Raw genomic sequence first — 23,301 nt, 5'->3', positions numbered from 1 at the left:
AGGCCAGGATTTTCGAGGCCTGGAAGGCCGCTCTGCGGGCTGGCGGACGGTGGTCATGCTGCTCATACGCAACACCCGGCGGATTAGATCACGTCCATCTGGTGGAATCCAAACGCGCAGCCACTGCGTATACCCACACAATACTCCGCGAGGAGACTTCGAGGATGGACGCAATGACAATCCATGCGGCGCACGCGCCCGCATCGCCTGCCAAGGCCGCCCCGCCGGGACGGCCGCTGGATGTGGCCGTGATCGGCAGCGGCATTTCCGGCCTGTCGGCCGCGTGGCTGCTCGCCCAACGCCACCAGGTCACGCTGTTCGAGGCCGACCGCCGGCCCGGCGGCCACAGCCACACCGTGCACGTGCCCGGGCCGGGGGGCGAGATCGCCGTGGACACCGGGTTCATCGTCTACAACGAATCGGCCTATCCCAACCTGACGGCGCTGTTCGCGCACCTGCAGGTGGCCACGCTGGCCACCGACATGTCCTTCGGCGTGAGCCTGGATGGAGGCGCACTCGAGTACAGCGGCACGGGCTTTGGCGGCGTGTTCGCCCAGCGCAGCAATCTGCTGAGCCCGCGCTTCTGGTCGATGCTGCGCGATCTGGTGCGCTTTTACCGCCGGGCGCCCGCCGATGTCCGCCGACTGGGCGACCTCTCGCTCGATGCCTACCTCGACCAGCATGGCTATGGCCGGGCGTTCCGCGAGGATCACCTCTATCCCATGGCCGCCGCCATCTGGTCCACGCCCGCCGCGCGCATCGGCGAGTACCCCGTCCAGGCGTTCGTGCGGTTTTGCGAAAACCACCACCTGCTGAACCTCGGGCACCGCCCGGCCTGGCGCACCGTGCAAGGCGGCAGCCAGCGCTACGTGCAGAAGATCACGGAGGTTCTCGGCCAGGGACTGCGCCTGGACAGCGCGGCCATCGAAGTGCGACGCACCGCCGAGGGCGCCTACGTGCGCACGGGCGATGCGCAGGAATCGCGGCGCTTCGACCAGGTGGTCATCGCCACCCATGCCGACCAGGCCCTGCGCCTGCTGCCGGATGCGAGCCAGGCAGAGACCGACCTGCTCGGTGCTTTCGGCTACAGCCGCAACCGGGCCGTGCTGCACAACGACCCGGCCCTGATGCCCCGGCGCCGCGCGGTGTGGTCCAGCTGGAACTACGCTGCCGAGCGCGAACGCAGCGAGGCCCTGAGCGTGACCTACTGGATGAACCGCCTGCAGCACATTCCGGACGCCACCCCGCTGTTCCTCACCCTCAACCCGACGCAGGAGCCGCACCCCCGCCACCTGCTGCACACGCAGACCTACGAGCACCCGATCTTCAACGGCGCCGCCATGCAGGCCCAGCGATCGCTCTGGTCGCTGCAGGGCCAGCGACGCACCTGGTTCTGCGGCGCCTACTTCGGCTCCGGCTTTCACGAAGACGGGCTGCAGGCCGGCCTCGCCGTGGCGGAGGCCCTGGGCGGCGTGCGCCGGCCCTGGAGCGTTGACAACGAATCCGGCCGCATCCACCTGTCCGCAGTCTCTGCAGGAACTGCAGCCCACCCAGGGGCCGAGCGGTGACCGGCCAGTCCGCGCTCTATACCGGCCGCGTGATGCACCAGCGGCTCAGCCCGGCGCGGCACCGGCTGCAGTACCGCGTCTTTTCGCTGCTGATCGATCTGGACGAACTGGCAGGGCTCGACCGCCGCCTGCGGTTGTTCTCCGTCAACCGCTTCAACCTGTTCAGCCTGCACGAGAAAGACTACGGCGGCACCGAGGGCCTGCCGATGCGCCAGCATGTGGAGCAGCAACTGGCCCGGGCGGGGCTGGCGCCCGGCGGCCGCATCCAGCTGCTGACCATGCCGCGCATCCTGGGCTACGCCTTCAACCCGCTGACCGTGTACTTCTGCCACCGGCCCGACGGCGCGCTCCAGGCCCTGCTCTACGAGGTGAACAACACCTTCGGCGAGCGCCACAGCTACCTGATTGCCGTCCCCGAAGCCGAGCAGCACGCCACCCGCATCCGGCAGTCGTGCGACAAGGAATTCCATGTGTCGCCCTTTCTGGGGCTGTCGATGCGCTATGCCTTCGACATCTCCCTGCCCGCGGCGCAGCGCGACCACCTGGGCGTGGGCATCACGGCCAGCGATGCGAACGGACCCGTGCTGGTCGCGCGCTTCCATGCGCGCCGCCGGCCGCTCGACGACCGCGCCCTCGCCCGCACCTTCCTCACCCACCCGCTGCTCACGCTGAAAGTGATGGGCGCCATCCACTGGGAAGCATTGAAGCTCTGGATCAAAAGGGTGCCGCTGCACACCAAGCCGCCCGCGCCGGCCCTGCCCGTGACCATCATCAAAACCACAGACCTATGACCCTCCCCACCCCCTCCACCGGACTTCCGACGGACGGCACGCATGCGGTCGCGTCGATGCCCCGCCGGGCCACCTGGCGGTCGCGGCCCCTGCAGCGCGTGCTGCGCCGCCTGCTGACCAACGTGCGCTGCGGCACCCTGACCGTGGAGCTGCCCGGCGGTGAACGCGCCGAGGGCCGCGGCACCGAGCCCGGGCCCCACGGCACCCTCGTGCTGCACCGCTGGCGCCCGCTGTGGCGCCTGGCCGTGGGCGGCGACCTGGGCCTGGCGGAGAGCTACCGTCAGGGTGAATGGTCCAGCCCCGACCTGGCCGCCCTGCTGGAGCTGGGCGTGCGCAACGAGGCCGGCTGGGGCCGCGCGCTGCAGGCCAGCCTGCCGGCGCGGCTGCTGGCGCGGCTGTTCCACCTGCGCCGCGCCAACACCCGCCGGGGCAGCCGCCAGAACATCTCGTTCCATTACGACATGGGCAACGATTTCTATGCCCAGTGGCTGGACCCGGACATGCTCTATTCCAGCGCCATCTACGCCACGGGCCAGGAATCGCTGGAGCAGGCGCAGCAGGCCAAGCTGGCCCGCATCGCCACCCTGCTGGCGCCCCGGGCCGGCGAACGCGTGCTGGAGATCGGCTGCGGCTGGGGCGCCCTGGCCATTGCCCTGGCCCGCGACACCGGCGCATCGGTGACCGGCCTCACCCTGTCGTCCGAGCAGTTGCGCCACGCCCGCCAGCGCGTGCATGACGAGGCGCTCACCGAGCACATCGATTTGCGGCTGCAGGACTACCGCGACGTCGAAGGCCAGTTCGACCACATCGTCTCCATCGAAATGCTGGAGGCCGTGGGCGAGCGCTACTGGCCTGCCTATTTCGAAACGCTCAAAGAGCGGCTGCGCCCCGGCGGCCGGGCCGTGGTGCAGGTCATCACCATCGCGGACGCGCAGTTCGAACAGTACCGCAGCACCACCGACTTCATCCAGCGCTACATCTTTCCGGGCGGCATGCTGCCCTCGCCCTCCCGGCTGCGGCAAGCGCTGGCGAACGCGGGCCTGGCACTGCAGGCCGCGGAAACCTTCGGCCCCAGCTATGCGACCACCCTGGCCGAATGGCGCCACCGCTTCCTGAGCGCCTGGCCCACGATCGAGCCGCTGGGCTTCGATGCGCCGTTCCGGCGGCTGTGGGAGTACTACCTGTGCTATTGCGAAGCCGGCTTCAGCACCGGCCGGGTGGACGTGGGCCTGTACACCATCGTCCATGCGCCGCCGGGCGCCCCGGACACGCCTGGCGCATCGCACCGCCCCGGGTAAACCGCATGCGCCCAGCGCCCCACACGGCGGGGTGCGTGCCAGAATCTCGCCATGCTTGCCCACACGGCTTATTCGGCCCATGCCGCCCTCGTTCCGCGCCGCTCCGACGACACCACGATGGGAACGCTCTACCGCGCCGCGATCGGCCCGGTCAATGCCGACTACTACCTGCCCGCCTTCGAGCGGCTGGACACCGCGGGCCGCCCGCTGCCGCGCTGGAACTGGGCCGCGGCCCTGTGCACGCTGAACTGGCTGGTGTTCCGCCAGCTCTGGGGGGCCGCCCTCGTCTATGTGGCCGCCCTCGAAGGCGTGGCATTGCTGGTGTTCGCGCTGGGCCAGTACGTGGCGCAGTGGCCGCTGCCGGTGCTGTCGGGCGTGCTGCTCGCGCTTTTGCTGGCCGCCACCGTGGTGCCGGGGCTGTACGGCGACGCCATCTTTCATGCCGAGGTGCGCAAGCGCATCACCAAGGCGCTCTCGGCCTCGGCCACCTTGCCCCAGGCGGGCGAATGGCTCGCCCGCCGCGCGGCGACCCGGCGCCGGCTGGGGTGGATCGCCGCGGCCAACGTGGCGCTGGCGGTGGCCGCGCTGGCGCTGTACCTGCTGCTGCCTGCCGGGGCTTCTTTGGCAGGCCCCGCCTCCGGTACCCCCCCTGCGGCAGCGCCCACGCCCGCCGCATCGGCCGCGCCAGCGACCGCCCCCGGAATGGCACCTGCCGCCAGGCCAGCGGCATCGAACGGGGCCAGCGGTGCCGTGCAGGCCGAAGCGCCGGCCACCGCCCCGCTCCCTGGCCCCGCTCCCACCGCAGCCGGGACCAGTGCGCCCGCCGCGCCCGTCCCTGCGGCTTCGCTGCCGGCGAAAGCACCAGCCACGCAAGCCACTCCGCGCGCGCCAGCGGCCTCCTCCGCAGCAGCCCCGGCCATAGCGGCTCCGGCATCCGCCGTCGCCTCCCAGGTCTCGGCAGAACCCACGCGGGCCACGGCGCTCAGCGCGTCCTCTCCCGCGCAGCCGCCCGCCGCCCGGCCCGCTCCATCCACGGCCTCCGTACCGGCCACTGTGCCAGCGCAGGCGGTAGCCGCGCCGGCACCAGCGTCGGCCCCGGCCACGGCGGCCTCGAAAGCCGCACCCGCCAGCCGTGCGGCTGCCGAACCGGCTAGACCGCGCGCCTCCGCGCCCAAGCCCGCCGCGGCTCGGACGGCGACGGCCTCGGACAAAACCTCCACCCCAGCTGCGAGCGCATCCAGCGCGACCGCCGCGCCCGACCGCCGCCTGTACATCAACGTCGGCCTTTTTGCCGAACCCGCCAATGCGCGCCGCGCCCATGCCCGGCTGCGGGAGGCCGGGTTGCCAGCCACGTCACAGCCCGTCACCACCTCGGGCGGGCAGAAGCTGCTGCGCGTGCGGGTGGGGCCGTTCGCCTCCGCGTCGCAAGCCAACGCGGCGGCGGCCAAGGTGCGCGACCTGGGCCTGGATGCTTCCGCGGCGGCGCTCCCTGCGCCGGCGCGGAATTGACCCTTCGGCCCCCCTGGCCGCGGGGACGGCGCGGGGACCGCTGCCGCGTTACCACTGGTGACCCTGCCGCCAGCACCCTGCGCTAAGGTGTGCTCCTTTCATTCACCAACGACATCGCTTTCCACCATGTCCCAACGCTCCCTGACGGCCTTCGCCCTCATCGCCGCCGCCCTGCTGGCCGCCGGCTGCACCACCAACGCCCCCTGGGGCAGCGCCACGCCAGGCACCGCCAGCAGCACGGGCGCGCCCGCGGGCGGCATCTGCAGCGGCCCGCCCGCACAGGTGGTGGTGGGCCAGAACAGCACGGCCAAGGTGGTGGAAGACGCCCGGGTGCGCTCGGGCGCGCAGATGGCCCGCGTGCTGCGCCCCGACCAGATCGTGACCAAGGAATTCGACGCCACCCGCCTGAACCTGCAGGTGGACGCCAACGGCCGCATCGTCGCGGCGCGCTGCGGCTGACGACCGGCACCCGGTCGGCTCGGCCGGTGGTGGCTGGCGGTCCAGGCGCCGGAGCGCTCGCCCGTCAGTCGGCCAGAAAGAGCGCCTGCAGGTCGCTCAGGAAATCGAAGCCCCGCTCGGTGGGGCGCACGCGCGCCATGTCGCGCTCGATCAGGCCCTTGCGCTCGGCCTCGTCCAGCGCCTTGGCAATCGCGGTCAACGGCAGGCCCGTGCGCGCCATGAAGTCCTGCAGCGCAAACCCCTCGCGCAGGCGCAGCGCGTTGAGCATGTATTCGAACGGCAGGTCCGCCCGGCGCACCTCGTCGTCCTGCGCCACCGCATGGCCTGCCAGCGCGTGGTCCATGTACCGCCCCGGGTCCCGAAATCGCACCTGCCGCACCACGCGGTGCGCAAAGCTGATCTTGCTGTGCGCACCCGCGCCGATGCCCAGGTAGTCGCCGAACTGCCAGTAGTTGGTGTTGTGGAAGCAGCCGTGGCCATCGCGCGCATAGGCCGAGATTTCATAGCGCTGCAGCCCGGCCTGCGCCGTCATCTCGGTGATGCGGTCCAGCATGGCGTAGGCCTGGTCATCCTCAGGCACCACGGGCGGAAACTTGGCGAACACCGTGTTGGGCTCGATGGTCAGGTGGTAGATCGAGATGTGCGGCGGCCCCAGCGCCAACGCGGTGCGCATGTCCTGCTCCAGATCGGCGAGCGTCTGGCCCGGCAGGGCGTACATGATGTCGAGATTGAAGGTCTCGAACGACTGCGCCGCCTCTTCCACCGCAGCCATGGCCTGGGCACCGTCGTGCACCCGCCCCAGCGCCTTCAGGAAACGGTCGTCGAAGCTCTGCACGCCGATCGACAGCCGCGTCACGCCGGCCGCGCGGTACGCCCGAAAGCGGTCTTTCTCGAACGTGCCGGGATTGGCCTCCATCGTGATCTCGCAGTCCGCCTCCAGGCGCAGCCGCGCGCGCAGGCCGCCGATCAACTGGTCGATGGCGGCGGGCGAGAACAGGCTGGGCGTGCCACCGCCAATGAAGATGCTGTGCACCGTCCGGCCCCAGATCAGCGGCAGTGCCGCCTCCAGGTCGGCCATCAAGGCGTCCAGGTAGCGCTGCTCGGGCAGGGCCTGCGCAACGCCACCCTCGCGGTACTCGTGCGAGTTGAAATCGCAGTAGGGGCACTTTTTCAGGCACCAGGGCAGGTGCACATACAGCGACAGCGGCGGCAGGCTGCCCAGCTGCAGCACGCCCGGCCGCATGGAATGCTGCACGTCGCGCACGGGCGCCGGCGCGGCCTCGGCCGAGGCCTCGGGAACGATGGGAATGGAAAGGGACACGGCCAGGAATCTCCGAAAGGCGCCTGCGCCTCAGAACCAGCGCTCGCGCATCAGCGCCAGCATCTGCTGTGCCGACCGGCCCCGGTGGCTGTGGGCATTCTTCACCTCCGTCGGCAGCTCGGCGAAGGTCTTGCCGAACTCGGGCACGACCATGATCGGATCGAATCCGAAGCCCTGGCTGCCACGCGGCTCGCGCGCGATCTCGCCCACGACCCGGCCCACGGCGATGAGCGGCTCCGGGTCCTCGGGCGTGCGCACCGCCACCAGGGTGCTCACCATCGCCGCGCGGCGCTGGTCGATGCCCTGCATCTGCTCCAGCAGCGCGCGCACGTTGTTCGCGTCGCCCTTGTCGTAGCCGAAACGGGTCGCGTAATACGCCGTGTCCACGCCCGGCAATCCACCGAAGGCATCGACGCACAGGCCGGCGTCATCGGCCAGCGCCGGCAGTCCGGTGTGCTGGGCGGCAAAGCGCGCCTTGGCCAGCGCGTTCTCCACGAAGGTCCGAAAGGGCTCGGCCGCCTCGCCGACGCCCAGGTCCGCCTGGCGCACGAGCACCACGCCGAGCGGCGCCAGCAGCGTCTGCAGTTCGGCCAGCTTGCCCTGGTTGTTGGATGCGAGTACGAGTTTCATTGTCAAAATGGCTTCCAGCACATATTTATCTAGGGCATACCGCTACAAATTTAATAGCAAATGCGATTTCCATCGGTGCAACGGGGCTGGCCAGGGACAGCCAAGCCCGCATTCGCTATCGCTATCCGTTGCGCAGCGCCTGCTGCTGCAGCGCCACCAGTTCGGCCACGCCCTTTTCGGCCAGCGACAGCAGGCGGTCCATCTCCTGGCGGGTGAACGCCACGCCTTCGGCCGTGCCCTGCACCTCCACGAAGTGGCCGGCGCCGGTCATCACCACATTCATGTCGGTGTCGCAGGCCACGTCTTCCACGTACTCCAGATCGAGCAGCGGCGTGCCTTCCACGATGCCGACCGAGATGGCTGCCAGCGGGGCCGTGATGGGCGATTCGGCCAGCTTGCCGCGCGCGATCAGATGGGCCACCGCATCCTGCGCCGCAACCCAGGCACCCGTGATGGCCGCCGTGCGCGTGCCGCCGTCGGCCTGGATGACGTCGCAGTCCAGTTGCAGGGTGCGCTCGCCCAGGCGCTGGAGATCGAACACGGCCCGCAGGCTGCGGCCGATCAGGCGCTGGATCTCCTGCGTGCGGCCATTCTGCTTGCCGCGGGCCGCCTCGCGGTCGCTGCGGGTGTGGGTGGACCGGGGCAGCATGCCGTACTCGGCCGTCACCCAGCCCTCGCCGCTGCCGCGCTTGTGGGGCGGCACGCGCTCTTCCACCGACGCGGTGCACAGCACCTTGGTGTTGCCGAACTCGATGAGCACCGAGCCTTCGGCGTGCATGGTGTAGCGGCGGGTGATGCGCACCGGGCGCAACTGGTCGGCGGCACGGCCGCCCGGGCGGGTGAAAGAGGTCATGGAATGGGGTCCGGTAGGAAACGAAAACAGGACGGCGAAAACAGAACGGTCACCCGGCAGGCGCCGCTTCAGGCCAAGCGCCGGGCGGAGCGAGCGTTCAGGCCTTGCGTGCGGCCGAACGGCGGATGGCCTCGTTGATCTCGGCAATGGAGCGTTCGATGGCCTCGTCGTCCAGGTCATCGTCCACCATGTCGAGCGGCCCGGCTTGGATCGTGGAGGAAAACCCGTCGTCGCTGATGCTGTCGGTCGAAATGCCCTGGGTGGATTCGAACGCATCGGGCGTTTCCCACTCCAGCGCCACCACGGTCACGTTGTCGCTGGTGTCGCCGGCCTTGCGCAGCGCGTCTTCGACCAGGTCGGGCACCGACTGCGAGACCGGCAGGCGGCTCAGCTGGCGGGCGATGGTCTCGTCGTCCAGTGTGCCCCACAGGCCGTCGGAGCACAGCAGGATGCGGTCGCCCTGCTCCAGGGCCACCGGGCCGGTGATGTCATAGATGGGCTTGGTCGGCGATCCCAGGCAGGTGAACAGCACATTGCGGTTCACCCGTTCGATGCCCTGCAGCGGCATGTTGCGCAGCTCCAGGTACGAGTGGTCGCGTGTGCGCGTGAACAGCTCGCCCCCGCGCACCATGTACAGGCGCGAGTCGCCGCAGTGGATCCAGCTGGCGGACCCTTCCTGCACCACCGCCACGACCAGCGTGGTGCGGGGCGTGTCCAGCATGCCGCGGTCGGCCGCGTAGCGAAGGATCTGGTGGTGTGCGGCCAGCAGCGCGTCGGCCAGAAATCCGTGCACGTCTTCCAGCGTGGGCTTGGCGTGCCGCTGGAACGCGGCGGACACCGTCTGCAGCGCCAGTTGCGCCGCCACCTCGCCCTCCGGGTGGCCGCCCATGCCGTCCGCCAGCACGAACAGGCTGGACTCCCGCGTGTAGCAGTAGCCCATGCGGTCTTCATTGGTTTCGCGGCCGCCCCGACGGCTGACCTGGAAGACGGAGAATTTCATTTCGGCTTCGCCCCCATTCGCGTGGCCTCGCCCACCTTCTGCACATTCTTCTTGGTATCGGACACCAGCGTATCGAGCTGCAGGCGCATCTTCTCGCCCACGGACAGCTTGGTGTAGCGCCGCTCGCCCTCGCGGCTCAGTTCCTTTTGCAAGGCGAACACCGACTGGGGCCGCGACAGCGGGTCGAGCGCCATGCACCATTCGACCACCTCGATCAGGTTGTCGGAGTAAACGCCGCGCAGCTTGGTCAGCGCCAGCGACAGGCGGTCCTTGTCGGAGCGCTGCGGCGCCTCGTTGGGCGGGAATCCCTGCATGCAGGCGTAGATGCAGGCGCCGATCGCGTAGATGTCGGTCCAGGGGCCCATCGACGAATCGCGGCGGTACATCTCGGGCGCCGCGAAGCCGGGCGTGTACATCGGGCGGATGAAGTTGCCCTCTTTCGAGAGCACCTCGCGCGCCGCGCCGAAGTCGATCATCACCGCCTTGTTGTCGTCGGTGATGAAGATGTTGGCCGGCTTGATGTCGAGGTGCAGCATCTTGTGCTGGTGCACGATGCGCAGGCCGCGCAACACCTCGTCGAACAGCGAGCGGATCGTGGACTCGCGGAACACTTTCTGCGTCTTGAGGTCGCGCGCGGTGATGATGAAGTCCTGCAGGGTGGCCCCTTCCAGGTAGTTCATCACCATGTAGACGGTTTCGTTTTCCCGGAAGAAATTGAGCACGCTCACCACCGAGGCGTGCGAGATCTGCGCCAGGGCCCGGCCTTCCTCGAAGAAACTCTTGAGGCCCAGGCGGTACAGCGACAGCTTTTCGGGAGGCACCTTGGGCAGCAACTCGCCCGGGCCGCGGGTGGCCAGGGAAGACGGCAGATATTCCTTGATGGCGACCTGCTGGCCGTCCGGGTCGATGGCCAGATACACCACGCCGAAGCCGCCGGAGGAGAGCCGGCGCACCACGCGGTAGCCACCAATCGTGGTGTCGGGCGGCAGGGGGGCCGGCTTGATTTTTGACATATTTTGCGAAGAAACCTCGGGCACGAATCGGAACCCGGATAATCGCCGGATCGCAAGCAACCACCGAAAAGTCCAATGGCAGTTTACAGCATGACCGGATACGCCAGCGCACAGCAAAGTGCATCCGCGGGAGGGGGCGAAACCGATGGCCGCACCCGCCGCCTGGGGCTGGAGATCCGGTCCGTCAACAGCCGTTTCCTGGATCTGTCGTTCCGCTTGCCCGACGAGTTGCGCGCCCAGGAACCGGTGCTGCGCAGCCTGCTCACCGCCCGCCTCAAGCGGGGCAAGGTCGAAGTCCGCGCCTCCATCGAGAACGAAGACACCACCGCCCTGCCCGACCCGGCACCCCGCCTGCTGCAACGGCTGAACTCCGCGCAGGACGCCGTGCGCGCCTGGCTGCCCGACGCGGCCCCCTTGAGCGTCGCCGACGCCCTGCGCCTGTGCGCGAATGCCGGCTCCGTCCAGGACGACTGGAGCGATGCCGTCCCGGCCCTGGCCGAGAAAGCACTGAAAGATCTCCTCCAAGCCCGTGAACGCGAAGGCAAGCGCCTGTCGGCCATGCTGCAGGACCGGCTCGAACAACTGCGCGCCCTGGCCCACCAGGCCACGCCGCTGGTTCCCAAGCTGGTGGAGCAGCAGCGCCAGCGCTTCATGGAACGCTGGAAGGAGGCCATGGCCCTGGCCGACAACGCCACGCTGCCCGAAGCCGCTCAGGACCGCGCCCTGACCGAGGCCACCGCCTTCGCCATCCGCATCGACGTCGCGGAAGAGATCACCCGGCTGGATTCGCACCTGGACGAGATCGAACGCCTGCTCAAGAAAGGCGGTGAAGTGGGCAAACGCCTGGACTTTCTCATCCAGGAACTGCACCGCGAAGCCAACACGCTCGGCTCCAAATCTGCCGCCATGGAACTCACGCGCATCAGCGTGGACATGAAGGTCCTGATCGAGCAGATGCGCGAGCAGGTCCAGAACATCGAGTGAGTGATAATCCTTTTTTGATAGCAGCCAGTACCTATCCCGCATGGACTACCCTGGAAATCTATTCGTAGTGGCAGCGCCCAGCGGCGCGGGCAAATCGAGCCTGGTCAAGGCGTTGCTGGAGCTGGACTCCCATGTGCAGCCCTCGGTCTCGCACACCACTCGGGCACCACGCGGGCAGGAAAAGCACGGCCGCGAATACTTCTTCACCTCGGAGCAGGAATTCGACGCCATGGTCGCCTCGGACGGCTTCGTGGAGTGGGCCCACGTGCACGGCCGCCGCTATGGCACATCCCGCAAGGCCATCGAGGAGCGCATCGCGCAAGGCGCCGATGTGGTCCTGGAAATCGACTTCCAGGGCGCCATCCAAGTCAAGCAGGCCTTTGCGAATGCCGTCCTCATCTTTATCCTCCCCCCCAGTTGGGAAGAACTGAGATCCCGCCTGGAACGCCGCGGCGAAGACGCCCCGGACGTGATCGAGGTCCGGCTGAAGAATGCCGCCCAGGAAATGGAACAGGCCTACAAATTCGACTTCGTTATAATCAACGAACTCTTTGAGCGTGCGCTTTTCGACCTGAAAACCATCGTCCACGCTCAGCGGCTGAAGTATGCGGCGCAACGCCGTGCACGGGCCGATACGTTCGAATCCCTCAATATCACCTGATCCTTCTGGAGAAGACGCATGGCCCGCATTACCGTTGAAGACTGCCTCGAGCACATCCCCAACCGCTTTCAACTCGTGCTGGCAGCCACGTACCGCGCCCGCATGCTGAGCCAAGGCCATGCCCCCAAGATCGAAAGCCGCAACAAGCCTGCGGTGACCGCCTTGCGCGAAATCGCCGAAGGCAAGGTCGGTCTGGAGATGCTGAAGAAGGTCCCGGGCTGACGCGCCCAGTTCTGCTGCTGCAGCCCAATAGCACCGCTTTGCGGTGCTTTTTTTTGGCCAAAACCCCCGATCTCCCCAGCAAGCTACATTAAAGGGATGAATGCGGTCTTGAATAAACCATCTGCCCAAGACCCGCGCCCCGGCGAAAGCGGGGCGGCGGGAGGCACGTCCGCAGCAGCCGCCAACGCAGCAGCGGCCAGTTTTGCGGCCCTCACCGAGAACCTCGGTTACCTCGACGCAGCCAGCATCGAACAGGTTCGGCAGGCCTACCGCTTTGCCGACGAAGCCCACCTGGGGCAGTTGCGCAACAGTGGCGAGCCCTACATCACCCACCCCATCGCAGTGGCGGCCCAGTGCGCCACCTGGAAGCTGGATGGCCAGGCGCTGATGGCGGCACTGCTGCACGACGCCATGGAAGATTGCGGCGTCACCAAGTCCGATCTCATCGATCGCTTCGGCCTGCCGGTGGCCGAATTGGTGGATGGCCTCACCAAGCTCGACAAGCTTCAGTTCAACACCCGCGAAGAGAACCAGGCCGAGTCCTTCCGCAAGATGCTGTTGGCAATGGCCCGCGATGTACGGGTCATTCTGATCAAGCTGGCCGACCGCACGCACAACATGCGCACGCTCTCGGACATGCCGCGCAGCAAATGGGGCCGCATTTCTTCCGAAACCCTCGAGATCTATGCCCCTATCGCCCACCGGCTTGGGCTGAACCAGACCTACCGGGAGCTGCAGGATCTGTCATTCCGGCATCTCCACCCCTGGCGCTACGCGACCCTGTCCAAGGCAGTGAATAAATCACGCAACCGGCGGCGCGATATCGTGCAGCGGGTTCAAACCGAGGTCGACACCGCGTTTTCGAAGCTGGGCATGAAAGCCCGCCTCGCAGGCCGCGAGAAAACACTCTATGCCATCTACCAGAAGATGGACACCAAGCACCTGAGCTTTGCCCAGGTCACGGACATCTACGGCTTTCGGGTGATCGTGCCGACCGTGGTCGATTGCTACACGGCACTGGGCGTGCTGCATCAGATGTACAAGCCTGTTCCTGGGCGGTTCAAGGACCACATCGCCATCGCCAAGCTCAACGGCTACCAATCGCTGCACACCACCTTGGTCGGACCTTCCGGAGTCAACATCGAATTCCAGATGCGCACCGAGGAAATGCACGTGGTGGCGGAAGCCGGCGTGGCCGCCCATTGGCTGTACAAAGCACAGGACGCCGACGGATCGGCCGCGGAGCGCCTTGGCACCAAGTGGCTCCAGTCACTGCTCGACATTCAGAACGAAACGCGGGATGCCGCGGAGTTCTGGGACCATGTGAAGGTCGACCTGTTCCCCGATGCGGTCTATGTCTTCACCCCCAAGAGCCAGATCATGGCACTGCCACGGGGCGCCACGGTGGTCGATTTCGCCTATGCCATCCACAGCAATGTGGGTGACCGCACCACGGCCGCCAAGATCAACAACGAGCAGGTCCCCTTGCGGACCGAGCTCAAGAACGGCGATGTGGTGGAGATCATCACAGCGCCGGTGTCCACACCCAATCCCGCCTGGCTGGGCTTCGTGCGCACGGGTCGCGCACGCTCGAAGATTCGCCACTACCTCAAAACGCTGGCCCATACTGAATCAGCGGGACTGGGAGAGAAGCTGCTGACCCAGGCCCTGAGGGCCGAAGGGCTGGAACGCCTGCCGACCGAGTCGGAGAACCAGGCACTGTGGGACAAGCTGCTCCGCTTCACAGGCAATCGAACACGCAATGAACTCATGACCGACATCGGTCTGGGCAAACGCATCGCGGGCATCGTGGCGAAACGACTCATGGTGCTGATGACGGAGCATGGACACCGACCCGATGCCCTGTTGCTGACCCGTGAAAGGTATTCATCCCACGAAACCCTGTCGCAAGGTGGCGTGACTTTGGACGGCAGCGAGAACGCATCCGTTCAATACGCGAATTGCTGCCGCCCGGTACCGGGAGACCCCATCGTCGGCTACCTGGGGCGCGGTGAAGGGCTGGTGGTTCATAACGCCCAATGCAGCGTGGCGAAAAAGCTTCAGCACAAGGACAGCGAGCGCTTTATCGCGGTGGACTGGGCCGATGAGCCCACGCGCATGTTCGAAACCGGCATCGTTGTGACCGTGGCCAACGGCAAGGGCGTCTTGGCACGCATCGCCGCCGAACTGGCGAGCTCCGAAGCGGACATCGTTCACGTCGACATGGACGATGAAGCCGCCATGGACACGACCGATTTGCGTTTTGTCATCGCTGCACGAGACCAGTCACACGTCGAGGCCTCCTTGCGCAATTTGCGCCGAACGCCCGCAGTGCTTCGCGCCTTCCGCGTGCTGCCCCAGGGGTGAGGCAGGCACCTTGCTCCCTATGCCACCGGTTGGGGATAGCGGACGTCCAAAACCTCCAGCGTCCGCGTGCCACCTGGCGTGGCCAACTGAACCTGATCCCCTTCGCGGGCCTTCAGTAAGGCCCGAGCCACCGGCGACACCCAACTGACTTGCGCCAGGCCCGTCTCGACTTCGTCGATTCCCAGGATCGTGATGGTGCGCTCGACGCCTTCATCGTCCGCATAGTGGACCGTGGCACCAAAGAACACCTGATCACTTCCGGCGTGGATGGCGGGATCGACCACCTCGGCAATTTCGAGTCGTTTGGTCAGGAACCGAATCCTGCGATCAATTTCGCGCAGGCGTTTCTTGCCGTACAGGTAGTCCCCGTTCTCCGAACGGTCCCCATTGCTTGCAGCCCAATGAACCACTTCAACGATCTTGGGCCGCTCGTTGTCGATGAGATCCAGTAGTTCATCGCGCAGCCTGGCGTAACCGGAAGGGGTGATGTAGTTCTTGCTACCCGCAGGAAGGGGTGCAGGGGAAAAATCTTCGTCATCGGACTGATCCGATTCTTTGGTGAATGCCTTGCTCATGGGTGCATTTTGATGCAGAGAGCATTCGAATCCCCAACGGAAAAAGCCCTAGAACATCACTGTTCTAGGGCTTACCGTTTGGTGCGGCTGGCAGGAATCGAACCCACGACCCCTTGGTTCGTAGCCAAGTACTCTATCCAGCTGAGCTACAGCCGCTAAGCTTTGAATTATAGCATGTTTTCAACGCCATCATTCATTTCTTGTTTTGATTTTTACACGAACTCTGTGACGAACTTCGCAATCAAGCAAGACTTAAATTCTAACCCATCTTTTGATAGCTGCTTGGCTTCGTTTGCAGAAAACGCAGACATCTCAACTCTCATGTCCACGCAATGCGCCTGAACAGGCACGCGAGGAATGGCCATGAACAGCAATCAAGCCCGTTGAACTGGTAGGGCGTGAGGGACTTGAACCCGCGACCAAAGGATTATGAGTCCTCTGCTCTAACCAACTGAGCTAACGCCCCCCGCGCCAATTGTATGTGCTTACTTGCGGTAACTCAGCGCGTTGGAAACCAGCTTGGACGTGATGTCCACGATCTGGATCATCCTGTCGTACGGCATTCGGGTGGGCCCGATGACCCCCAGTGTGCCTACGACTTGCCCGTCTATTTCATATGGAGAGGTGACTACCGAAAGCTCCTCAAAAGGGACGATCTGGCTCTCTCCCCCAATGAAGATGCGTACGCCATCTGCACGGTTGGAAACATCGAGCAAACGCAGGATCTGCGTCTTCTGTTCGAACAGGTCGAAAGCACGCCGCAGGTTGCCCATGTCGTTGGAAAAATCACTCACTGCCAGCAGGTTGCGCTCGCCAGAAATCACCACATTGTCCTGAGACTCCGCCATCGCTTCGGACCCGACGTTGACAGCCGCCTGCATCAGCGAGCCGATTTCCTCCCGCAGCTGATCCACCTCCGTCTTCAAGCGCTCGCGCACCCGCTCCATGTCCATTCCGGAATAGTGGCTGTTCAGGAAATTGGCCGCCTCCACGAGATGCGATTGTGAGTAGTCCACATCGGTGAAGATCACGCGGTTCTGCACGTCTCCTTCAGGAGAGACGATGATGACCAGAAGCCGCTTTTCGGACAATCTCAAGAATTCGATGTGCCTAAACACCGAGGCACGTCGGGGCGCCATGACAACGCCCACGAACTGGGACAGGCTGGACAACAAATGCGCCGCGTTGGCAATCACCTTTTGCGGCTGCTCTGCAGCCAGTTGCGGCGAATACAGCTGTTCGCGCTGCACTGTCAACATGGTGTCAACGAACAGGCGATACCCTTTGGCCGTCGGAATTCGGCCGGCAGACGTGTGCGGGCTTGCGATCAGTCCGATCTCTTCGAGATCGGCCATCACGTTACGGATGGTGGCGGGAGAGAGGTCGAGACCGGACGCGCGCGACAGCGTACGCGAACCCACGGGTTGGCCATCGGCTATGTAGCGCTCTACGAGCGCCTTCAGCAACAACTTGGCACGATCATCAAGCATTGAATCATTTTAATGATCTAATTTCCCAATGAAGCTCAGGTTCACACGGGTCGCACTCTTCGGCAAGTACCAGCCGCTCACTTCCAGCGTTATTTCTGACAGTTCGCGCAATGCCGTACAAGAGGTTGCCCAGTTCCTCAGAAATGAAGGCTGTGAACCCATTCTGGAACAGGAAACGGCGAACAACACCGGCATTTCTGACTATCCTGCGATGCCGGTGGAACAGATCGGCAAGGAGTGCGATCTGGGGATGGTGATCGGGGGAGACGGCACGATGCTGGGCATCGGTAGGCAATTGGCCCCCTACAAAATTCCGCTGATCGGCATCAATCAGGGACGTCTGGGCTTCATCACCGATATCCCTTTGGGTGAGCACGCTTCAGCACTGAGGCCGATGCTCCATGGCGAGTACGAAGAAGACGCCAGGCCCCTCATGCATGCCTGCGTGATGCGTCAGGACGAATGCGTATTTGAAGCACTGGCACTCAACGACGTCGTAGTCAATCGTGGCTCCACTTCCGGCATGGTCGAATTGCGGGTGGAAGTGGGTGGGCATTTCGTCTCGAACCAAAGGGCAGACGGGCTGATCATCGCTTCGCCCACTGGATCTACTGCCTATGCGCTCTCCGCGGGAGGCCCAATGCTGCACCCTGCGATTCCTGGTTGGGTGATGGTCCCCATCGCACCCCATACGCTGTCCAATCGACCCATCGTGCTGCCGGATTCGACCGACATTGCGGTGGAAGTCGTAGGGGGCCGGGACGTCAGCGCCAATTTCGACATGCAGTCGCTGGCATCGCTCCAGCATGGCGATCGGATTGTGGTTCGGCGGTCGGAGCACTGCGTGCGCTTCTTGCACCCTCGAGGCTGGAACTACTTTGCTACGTTGCGCAAAAAATTGCGCTGGAATGAAGGGGGCTCATAGATGGCGCTCAAACGGATCGCATTGCGCGATTTCGTCATCGTGGATGTCCTGGACCTGGATCTTCACAAAGGATTTACGGTGCTGACCGGAGAAACGGGTGCAGGCAAATCCATCCTGATCGATGCCTTGCAAATGCTGCTGGGCGGCCGCGCCGATGCCGGAGTGATTCGCGAGGGAACCGAGCGTACGGACATCTGCGCTGAATTCGATTGCCCATCCAGTTTGTCTGCATGGCTTGATGAAGCAGGCATACCGCAGGAGGAAAGCCTGCTGCTTCGCCGAACCATCGATCGGCAAGGAAAAAGCCGTGCGTGGATGAACGGCATTCCAGCAACCGCTACCCAAATGCGGACCGTGGGGGCGCATCTCCTCGATATCCATGGCCAGCACGCATGGCAGAGCTTGACGCGCCAGGATGCCGTTCGCAGCCTGTTGGATGCCTATGGCGGCATCAGCACTGCGGCGCTGGAGCCGCTTTGGACTCGCTGGCGTGACGACCGCAAAGCGGTAGCGCAAGCAGAAGCGGCCAGACATACCCTGCAACAGGAGCGGGAACGACTGCAGTGGCAGATCAGTGAAGTCGAAAAGCTGGGTCCGGCATCCAGCGAGTGGGAAGAACTCAACACCCAGCACAGCCGCCTTTCCCACGCCCAAGCCTTGCTGGACAGCGCGCAAACGGCCCTGTCCGCGCTGGAGGATGAAGAGTCCGGTGCACAGACTCAGTTGAGCCGCGCCTGCCATCTGCTGCAGGAGCAGCAAACCCTCGATCCCGAATTCAAGGCGATGGGAGAGGTGCTTCAGTCGTGCATGGACCAAGCGGCCGATGTGGCTCACTCCTTGCAAAGCTATCTCCGGCACACGGAACTCGATCCCGAGCGACTTGAACAGTTGGATTCACGCCTGTCGCTGTGGATTTCGTTGTCACGCAAATACAAGCGGACGCCATCGGAGTTGCCGGCACTGCTGGAGGGATGGAAAGCGGAACTCTCCAAACTGGAGACGGCAGCAGACCTGGAAGCGCTCAATGCGGCCGAACAGGCCAGTGGTACAGCCTATCGCAAGGCGGCGCAGGCTGTGTCCCGGCAGCGGACAGCCGCAGCACCAAGGCTTGCCCAATCAATCACACAAGCCATGCAGGGCCTGGGCATGGTGGGCGGGCGGTTTGAGGTGCTTTTGGAACCGACACCGGAACCCGGCATTCAAGGTCTCGACAGTGTTTCTTTTCTGGTCGCAGGGCATCCTGGCGCCACGCCCCGGCCTGTTGGCAAAGTCGCTTCGGGGGGGGAGCTGTCTCGCATATCGTTGGCCATTTCCGTGACGACAAGCCAGTTGGGCGAGGCCCCTACCCTGATTTTTGACGAGGTGGACTCAGGCGTCGGAGGCTCCGTCGCCGAGACGGTGGGTCGGCTGATGCAGCAGTTGGGCCGCGATCGACAGGTGCTGGCCGTTACCCATCTTCCGCAGGTGGCAGCCTGTGCAGATCACCATCTGATCGTGGCAAAAACCAGTCAGGATCAGCACACCGTCAGTCAGGTGACCGTGGCGAAGGGAGAAAAACGCGTGATCGAAATGGCTCGGATGTTAGGAGGGGAACGCCAGTCGAAGGCGACCATGGCGCACGCACGCGAAATGCTCAGCAGCAACCAACCCGCACAGATCAAGGCATGACGAAATGACGCTAGAGGTCGTATTGATCACAGGCATGGCGGGTTCCGGCAAATCCGTTGCCTTGCATGCATTGGAAGACGCAGGCTACTACTGCGTAGACAACCTGCCACCGGAATTGTTGGCCGCCTTCGTGGCGCTGGAGCATCAGCACCATGGCAACCGGATTGCCATCGCAATGGATGTTCGCAGCGCCACCGCGTTACCGCTGGTTCCGCAGGAACTGAAACGCCTGCGCGGCGAGGGCGTGGTCGTCCATTCGCTGTTTCTGGATGCCACCACCGACACATTGATCCGGCGATTTTCGGAAACGCGCCGACGCCACCCCCTCTCCAGAGACGAATGGACGGAAGGCCAACGCGCATTGCTGCAAACCATCGAACTGGAACGTGAACTGCTGGCCGAGTTGCGTGAGCAGTCCCATGTCATCGACACGAGCGCCATTCGAGCAGCGCAATTGCAGGGTTACGTCAAAAGCCTGATGCCCGCCCTGCCCGGGCAATTGACGCTGGTCTTCCAATCGTTTGCATTCAAACGCGGGGTGCCTGTCGATGCGGATTACGTCTTTGACGTGCGCATGCTGCCCAATCCCCACTATGAGCCCGCGTTAAAGGCATTGACGGGCAAAGACCAGCCTGTCATCGACTATTTGCAACACCAGGCTGATGTGAAACTGATGCAGGAGCACATCGCGCAGTTCCTTTCTCACTGGCTGGAGCCTTTGGCGCAGAATCACCGAAGCTACGTGACCGTGGCCATTGGCTGCACGGGGGGGCAACACCGCTCGGTTTATTTGGTGGAGCGCCTGGCGGTGCACTTCAGCCAGCGTTGGACCACCCTGCGGCGGCATCGTGAGCTGGACGGCCTGTGACTTTCACGTCTCGCCACAGAGTGGCGAGACGTGAAAAAAATCAGGATAGGTTCAGCAGCAATTTTCGGATGGGCGTTGGCATACCCAAGCGGTCCCAGTCGGAAGCACCGAACCAGGCACCGTCCACCGGAAGGCCCCAATCCGCCTGCCACGGGATTCGCACGGGATGGAGGTGCAGATCCCGATGGGTCAGGACATGAAGAAAGCCCTCCAAATCCTGAAGCGGCGCAGGCCGTGATGCCAATGACGCTTGCAGTGCTGCGCGCTCCTCGAACACCGGCAGGCAATGCAGACCTGCCCAAATGCCGCTCGAGGGACGCGGCTGGAGCAAGACGCGCCCATTGCCGTCCTGCAGCAGCATCAGCCACCACGACTCCGCACGACGCGACAATTTGCGGGTCCGCACGGGATAGCGTTCGGGGTCTCCGTCGCGGCGGGCTTTGCATTGCCGGTTCAAAGGGCAGACCATGCAGGTCGGCTTCTTTGGCGTGCACACCGTCGCCCCGAGATCCATCAGGCCCTGGGTATAGCGCGGCATCGCATGCTGCAGATCACTGACTGGCAGCAAGGCACAGGCCTGATCCCAAAGAAGACGTTCATTCTTGGCGATTGCCAAATCGGCCGTGAAGCCAAGCACTCGCGTCAGCACCCGGCGAACATTTGCATCCAATATGGGAACACGCTCGGAAAAGCAGAAGGCGGTTATCGCACCTGCCGTCGAGCGGCCGATTCCCGGCAACTGTGCCAATACCTCGGCGGTCCGGGGAAACTCGCCCCCGTGCAAATCCACGACTTTCTGAGCACAGCGGTGCAGATTTCGTGCACGACTGTAGTAGCCCAACCCGCTCCATAAAGCGAGCACCTCGCCCTCCGTTGCCGCTGCGAGCGACTGCACATCCGGAAATCGAGCCAGAAAGCGTTCGTAATAGCCCAAGACGGTGACGACCTGGGTTTGCTGCAACATGATTTCCGACAGCCACACCCGATAAGGATCACGTGTTTGCTGCCATGGCAAATGGTTGCGGCCATGCACCGCCTGCCACCGAACCACATCGGTGGCAATTTCCGGGATGTCGCTCATGCCAGGGCCGTTTGCGGGCTGACCTGGGGCGGCTCGGCGCGCGGGACGGCTGCGAGCTGCTCCGTCATCTCATTCAAGCGCGCCTCCATCTGCCCCAACTCCTGCTCGGCCATTTCAATCTCTGCAATGCGCTCGACCAAACCGCTTGCTGCGTGCTGAATGCGGTCCACCGCTTCGATGCGACGCGCAAAGCTGCGTTTGCGCTCTCTTAGTTGGGCATCCAGTTGCGCTGTTGCGGATTTGCTCCACAGCTCCAAATCGTTGGCAACCGACTCGAACACCGTGCGAAGCCGCATGCCGAGCGCACGGACCAATCGCTGCGCGAACTCAGGCTGCGCCAGTTTGAGGGCATTGCCCACGCCCAGGTACTGCAAATGCCGCTGCTCAATTTGCGCGATTTCCTGCAGGAAGGGCTCCAGTTGCGGAGTCGGAGGCACTTGGAGTGAAAAGCCAAAGTCCGTGTTGAGCTGTCGGAATGTACCGCCCAACATGGCATGGATTTCAGTGCCCGAAGATTGCGCCTTGTCCACGATGGCCTGCAGCCGCTGGAAGGTCTCCGCATAGATTTTGCGCACGCCCAGCTTCAGTCCCTTTTGCTGCAATGCGTCTGTGAGCAGCGCCAGCTCAGCCTTCAGTGAACGGGCTCCGAGCTCATGGAAGATATCGCGCAGCAATTTGAGATGGACTGCACGCACCGCCTGAATCTTCGCGGTGCTCATCTCAAACTCCCGCTGCTCCTGCTCGATCCGAGTGCGCATGGAATCGATGACGGAAGCATTCTTTCCCCGCAAGCTCCGTAACTCCAGCATCTGGTCATCGAGATCGCGCCGGCGGATGTTGATCACGCGGGAGGTTTCCGACCGCAGGCCGGCAATGCCCGCTGCAACGGCAGAGCGGAGAATGGACTGGCGCTTGCCCATCACCCCTTGTGCCAGCGCTTCTTCCAAAAGAGGCAAGCCGCTGCGCTCCAGCAACAGGTCATCGCACTGGATTTTGGCGATCAATCCTTTCTGGGCTGAAACCAGCATGACGTGCTCTTGCGAGATACCCAGCATCTCAGCAGAGGTCAGGCGCTGGCGCTCCAGTTGTTCTTGAACCTGCTCAGGCGAGTTCAGGGTGTCCCACAGTGTGTCGATCTTGTTGAGGACCACCAAGCGGGCATCCGCATTTTCAGACGGGGCTGCAAGATGTTCCCGCCAGATCGAGAGATCGGACCGCGTGACCCCGGTGTCCGCCCCCAGGATGAAGACCACCGCATGCGCCTGCGGAATCAGATTGATGGTGAGTTCAGGCTCCGCACCCACCGCGTTCAGTCCGGGCGTATCCAGAATGACCAGGCCCTGCTTGAGCAGCGGATGGGGAATATTGATGAGGGCATGGCGCCACATCGGAACTTCCACCAGGCCGCTGGCGTCCGGCACCGGGTTTTCTTCCGGCAGGTCGTCGTGCCAGAAGCCCAGCGCTCGCGCCTCGTCCAAGCTGACGCGCCGGACCTCGGCCACCTTCTCGAGCGAGCGGGCCATCTGCCCCGCATCATTGACATCCAAGGGAATCTGCACCCAGCGTTCGGGTTTCAGGCGCCACTCGGCCAGTCCCTGCACCTGCAGCCGGGTGTCGATGGGAAGCAGGCGCAGGCTCACAGGCACGCCGGGGTCGTAGCCCAATTCCGTCGGGCACATCGTCGTTCGCCCCGCGCTGGCCGGCATGATCCGGCGGCCATAGTCGGCAAAGAAGATGGCGTTGATCAGTTCGGACTTGCCCCGGGAAAACTCCGCGACGAAAGCCACCATGACTTTGTCGCTGCGCACTTGGCCCTCCAGTCGCTGGAGCTTCTCGCCAACGGCCGCATCCATGAGGGAATGCGACGCCATCCAGTCGGCCAACTGCTTCAGTTGAAGTGCGAATGCCCGGCGCCATGCGCCGTGCTGGTCGAACTGTTCGTTAAAAGAGGGTCCCACTTTGCTCCCGAGTGTCGCTGCGCCCGCACGTGCAGGAGCCTTCGCAAAATATAGCACCCC

21 protein-coding genes and 2 tRNA genes are annotated in these 23,301 nt (G+C 64.4%); 12 read left to right on the top strand and 11 right to left on the bottom strand.

The features are described from left to right. Positions 1–173: 173 nt before the first annotated feature. From R1Z03_RS02855 to R1Z03_RS02835, 5 genes are all read left to right on the top strand, one after another. The gene (locus R1Z03_RS02855) at positions 174–1,568 is read left to right on the top strand and encodes an FAD-dependent oxidoreductase (protein WP_317356704.1); all 1,395 of its coding nucleotides are present in this window, start codon (positions 174–176) and stop codon (positions 1,566–1,568) included. Further along, a complete protein-coding gene (locus R1Z03_RS02850; RefSeq protein WP_317356702.1) occupies positions 1,565–2,359 on the top strand; it encodes a DUF1365 domain-containing protein in 795 nt (264 codons plus the stop codon). Before R1Z03_RS02855 ends, R1Z03_RS02850 begins: the two co-directional genes overlap by 4 nt. Beyond that, positions 2,356–3,657, top strand: coding sequence for a cyclopropane-fatty-acyl-phospholipid synthase family protein (locus R1Z03_RS02845; protein WP_317356699.1), 1,302 nt, complete (start codon positions 2,356–2,358; stop codon positions 3,655–3,657). The genes R1Z03_RS02850 and R1Z03_RS02845 overlap by 4 nt, the downstream gene beginning before the upstream one ends. Positions 3,658–3,708: 51 nt before the next feature. Continuing rightward, positions 3,709–5,166 carry an SPOR domain-containing protein gene (locus R1Z03_RS02840; RefSeq protein WP_317356697.1) on the top strand — a complete coding sequence of 486 codons (1,458 nt, stop codon included), beginning with the start codon at positions 3,709–3,711 and terminating at the stop codon, positions 5,164–5,166. A gap of 126 nt (positions 5,167–5,292) precedes the next feature. Beyond that, complete coding sequence (locus tag R1Z03_RS02835; protein ID WP_317356695.1) at positions 5,293–5,625, top strand: I78 family peptidase inhibitor; 333 nt, start codon at positions 5,293–5,295, stop codon at positions 5,623–5,625. Between the two features lie 64 nt (positions 5,626–5,689). On the opposite strand, the gene hemW is transcribed toward R1Z03_RS02835, so the two are convergent. The 5 genes from hemW to R1Z03_RS02810 form a co-directional block, all read right to left on the bottom strand. Then, complete coding sequence (gene hemW / locus R1Z03_RS02830) at positions 5,690–6,946, bottom strand: radical SAM family heme chaperone HemW (protein WP_317356693.1); 1,257 nt, start codon at positions 6,944–6,946, stop codon at positions 5,690–5,692. 30 nt (positions 6,947–6,976) lie between these two features. After that, on the bottom strand, positions 6,977–7,576 hold the full coding sequence (gene rdgB / locus R1Z03_RS02825; RefSeq protein WP_317356690.1) for an RdgB/HAM1 family non-canonical purine NTP pyrophosphatase: 600 nt from the start codon (positions 7,574–7,576) through the stop codon (positions 6,977–6,979). Positions 7,577–7,697: 121 nt separating this feature from the next. Then, positions 7,698–8,429 carry a ribonuclease PH gene (rph, locus tag R1Z03_RS02820; RefSeq protein WP_272564819.1) on the bottom strand — a complete coding sequence of 244 codons (732 nt, stop codon included), beginning with the start codon at positions 8,427–8,429 and terminating at the stop codon, positions 7,698–7,700. 97 nt (positions 8,430–8,526) lie between these two features. Further along, positions 8,527–9,429: a PP2C family serine/threonine-protein phosphatase gene (locus R1Z03_RS02815; protein WP_284424634.1), complete on the bottom strand. Its 903-nt coding sequence runs from the start codon at positions 9,427–9,429 to the stop codon at positions 8,527–8,529. Beyond that, positions 9,426–10,442 (bottom strand): serine/threonine-protein kinase, encoded by a 1,017-nt coding sequence (locus R1Z03_RS02810; RefSeq protein WP_272548837.1) that lies wholly within the window; start codon positions 10,440–10,442, stop codon positions 9,426–9,428. The genes R1Z03_RS02815 and R1Z03_RS02810 overlap by 4 nt, the downstream gene beginning before the upstream one ends. A gap of 90 nt (positions 10,443–10,532) precedes the next feature. Between R1Z03_RS02810 and R1Z03_RS02805 the strand changes: the two genes are divergently transcribed. The 4 genes from R1Z03_RS02805 to R1Z03_RS02790 all read left to right on the top strand — a co-directional run bounded on the left by R1Z03_RS02805 (position 10,533) and on the right by R1Z03_RS02790 (position 14,676). Then, positions 10,533–11,426, top strand: coding sequence for a YicC/YloC family endoribonuclease (locus tag R1Z03_RS02805; RefSeq protein WP_284424763.1), 894 nt, complete (start codon positions 10,533–10,535; stop codon positions 11,424–11,426). Between the two features lie 40 nt (positions 11,427–11,466). After that, entirely contained in the window at positions 11,467–12,087 is a 621-nt protein-coding gene (gene gmk, locus R1Z03_RS02800) for a guanylate kinase (RefSeq protein ID WP_284429207.1), read from the top strand. 18 nt (positions 12,088–12,105) lie between these two features. Then, positions 12,106–12,309, top strand: a complete 204-nt coding sequence (gene rpoZ, locus R1Z03_RS02795; protein WP_272564822.1) for a DNA-directed RNA polymerase subunit omega — start codon at positions 12,106–12,108, stop codon at positions 12,307–12,309. 96 nt (positions 12,310–12,405) lie between these two features. After that, positions 12,406–14,676: a bifunctional (p)ppGpp synthetase/guanosine-3',5'-bis(diphosphate) 3'-pyrophosphohydrolase gene (locus R1Z03_RS02790; RefSeq protein ID WP_284402680.1), complete on the top strand. Its 2,271-nt coding sequence runs from the start codon at positions 12,406–12,408 to the stop codon at positions 14,674–14,676. A gap of 17 nt (positions 14,677–14,693) precedes the next feature. On the opposite strand, the gene greB is transcribed toward R1Z03_RS02790, so the two are convergent. The 4 genes from greB to hrcA all read right to left on the bottom strand — a co-directional run bounded on the left by greB (position 14,694) and on the right by hrcA (position 16,741). After that, positions 14,694–15,251, bottom strand: coding sequence for a transcription elongation factor GreB (gene greB / locus R1Z03_RS02785; RefSeq protein WP_284407618.1), 558 nt, complete (start codon positions 15,249–15,251; stop codon positions 14,694–14,696). 79 nt (positions 15,252–15,330) lie between these two features. Next, positions 15,331–15,407 (bottom strand) — tRNA-Arg (locus R1Z03_RS02780). A gap of 233 nt (positions 15,408–15,640) precedes the next feature. Further along, positions 15,641–15,717, bottom strand: a tRNA-Ile gene (locus R1Z03_RS02775). Positions 15,718–15,736: 19 nt separating this feature from the next. Beyond that, on the bottom strand, positions 15,737–16,741 hold the full coding sequence (gene hrcA / locus R1Z03_RS02770) for a heat-inducible transcriptional repressor HrcA (RefSeq protein WP_317356680.1): 1,005 nt from the start codon (positions 16,739–16,741) through the stop codon (positions 15,737–15,739). 28 nt (positions 16,742–16,769) lie between these two features. Between hrcA and R1Z03_RS02765 the strand changes: the two genes are divergently transcribed. Genes R1Z03_RS02765 through rapZ form a run of 3 tightly spaced genes read left to right on the top strand, consistent with a single transcriptional unit; the run spans position 16,770 to position 20,202 of the window. After that, on the top strand, positions 16,770–17,666 hold the full coding sequence (locus R1Z03_RS02765; RefSeq protein WP_317356679.1) for an NAD kinase: 897 nt from the start codon (positions 16,770–16,772) through the stop codon (positions 17,664–17,666). Then, positions 17,667–19,334, top strand: coding sequence for a DNA repair protein RecN (gene recN / locus R1Z03_RS02760; protein WP_317356677.1), 1,668 nt, complete (start codon positions 17,667–17,669; stop codon positions 19,332–19,334). Positions 19,335–19,338: 4 nt separating this feature from the next. Then, the gene (gene rapZ / locus R1Z03_RS02755; RefSeq protein ID WP_284402296.1) at positions 19,339–20,202 is read left to right on the top strand and encodes an RNase adapter RapZ; all 864 of its coding nucleotides are present in this window, start codon (positions 19,339–19,341) and stop codon (positions 20,200–20,202) included. A gap of 40 nt (positions 20,203–20,242) precedes the next feature. On the opposite strand, the gene mutY is transcribed toward rapZ, so the two are convergent. Then, complete coding sequence (mutY, locus tag R1Z03_RS02750; RefSeq protein WP_284429211.1) at positions 20,243–21,283, bottom strand: A/G-specific adenine glycosylase; 1,041 nt, start codon at positions 21,281–21,283, stop codon at positions 20,243–20,245. Continuing rightward, positions 21,280–23,241 (bottom strand): dynamin family protein, encoded by a 1,962-nt coding sequence (locus tag R1Z03_RS02745; RefSeq protein WP_317356672.1) that lies wholly within the window; start codon positions 23,239–23,241, stop codon positions 21,280–21,282. The genes mutY and R1Z03_RS02745 overlap by 4 nt, the downstream gene beginning before the upstream one ends. Positions 23,242–23,301 lie beyond the last annotated feature (60 nt).

Source organism: Acidovorax sp. BLS4, from assembly GCF_032929295.1.
Taxonomy (GTDB): Bacteria; Pseudomonadota; Gammaproteobacteria; order Burkholderiales; family Burkholderiaceae_C; genus Paracidovorax.
The sequence above is the reverse complement of the archived record's forward strand: the minus strand, read 5'-3'. Positions and strand labels throughout refer to the sequence as shown.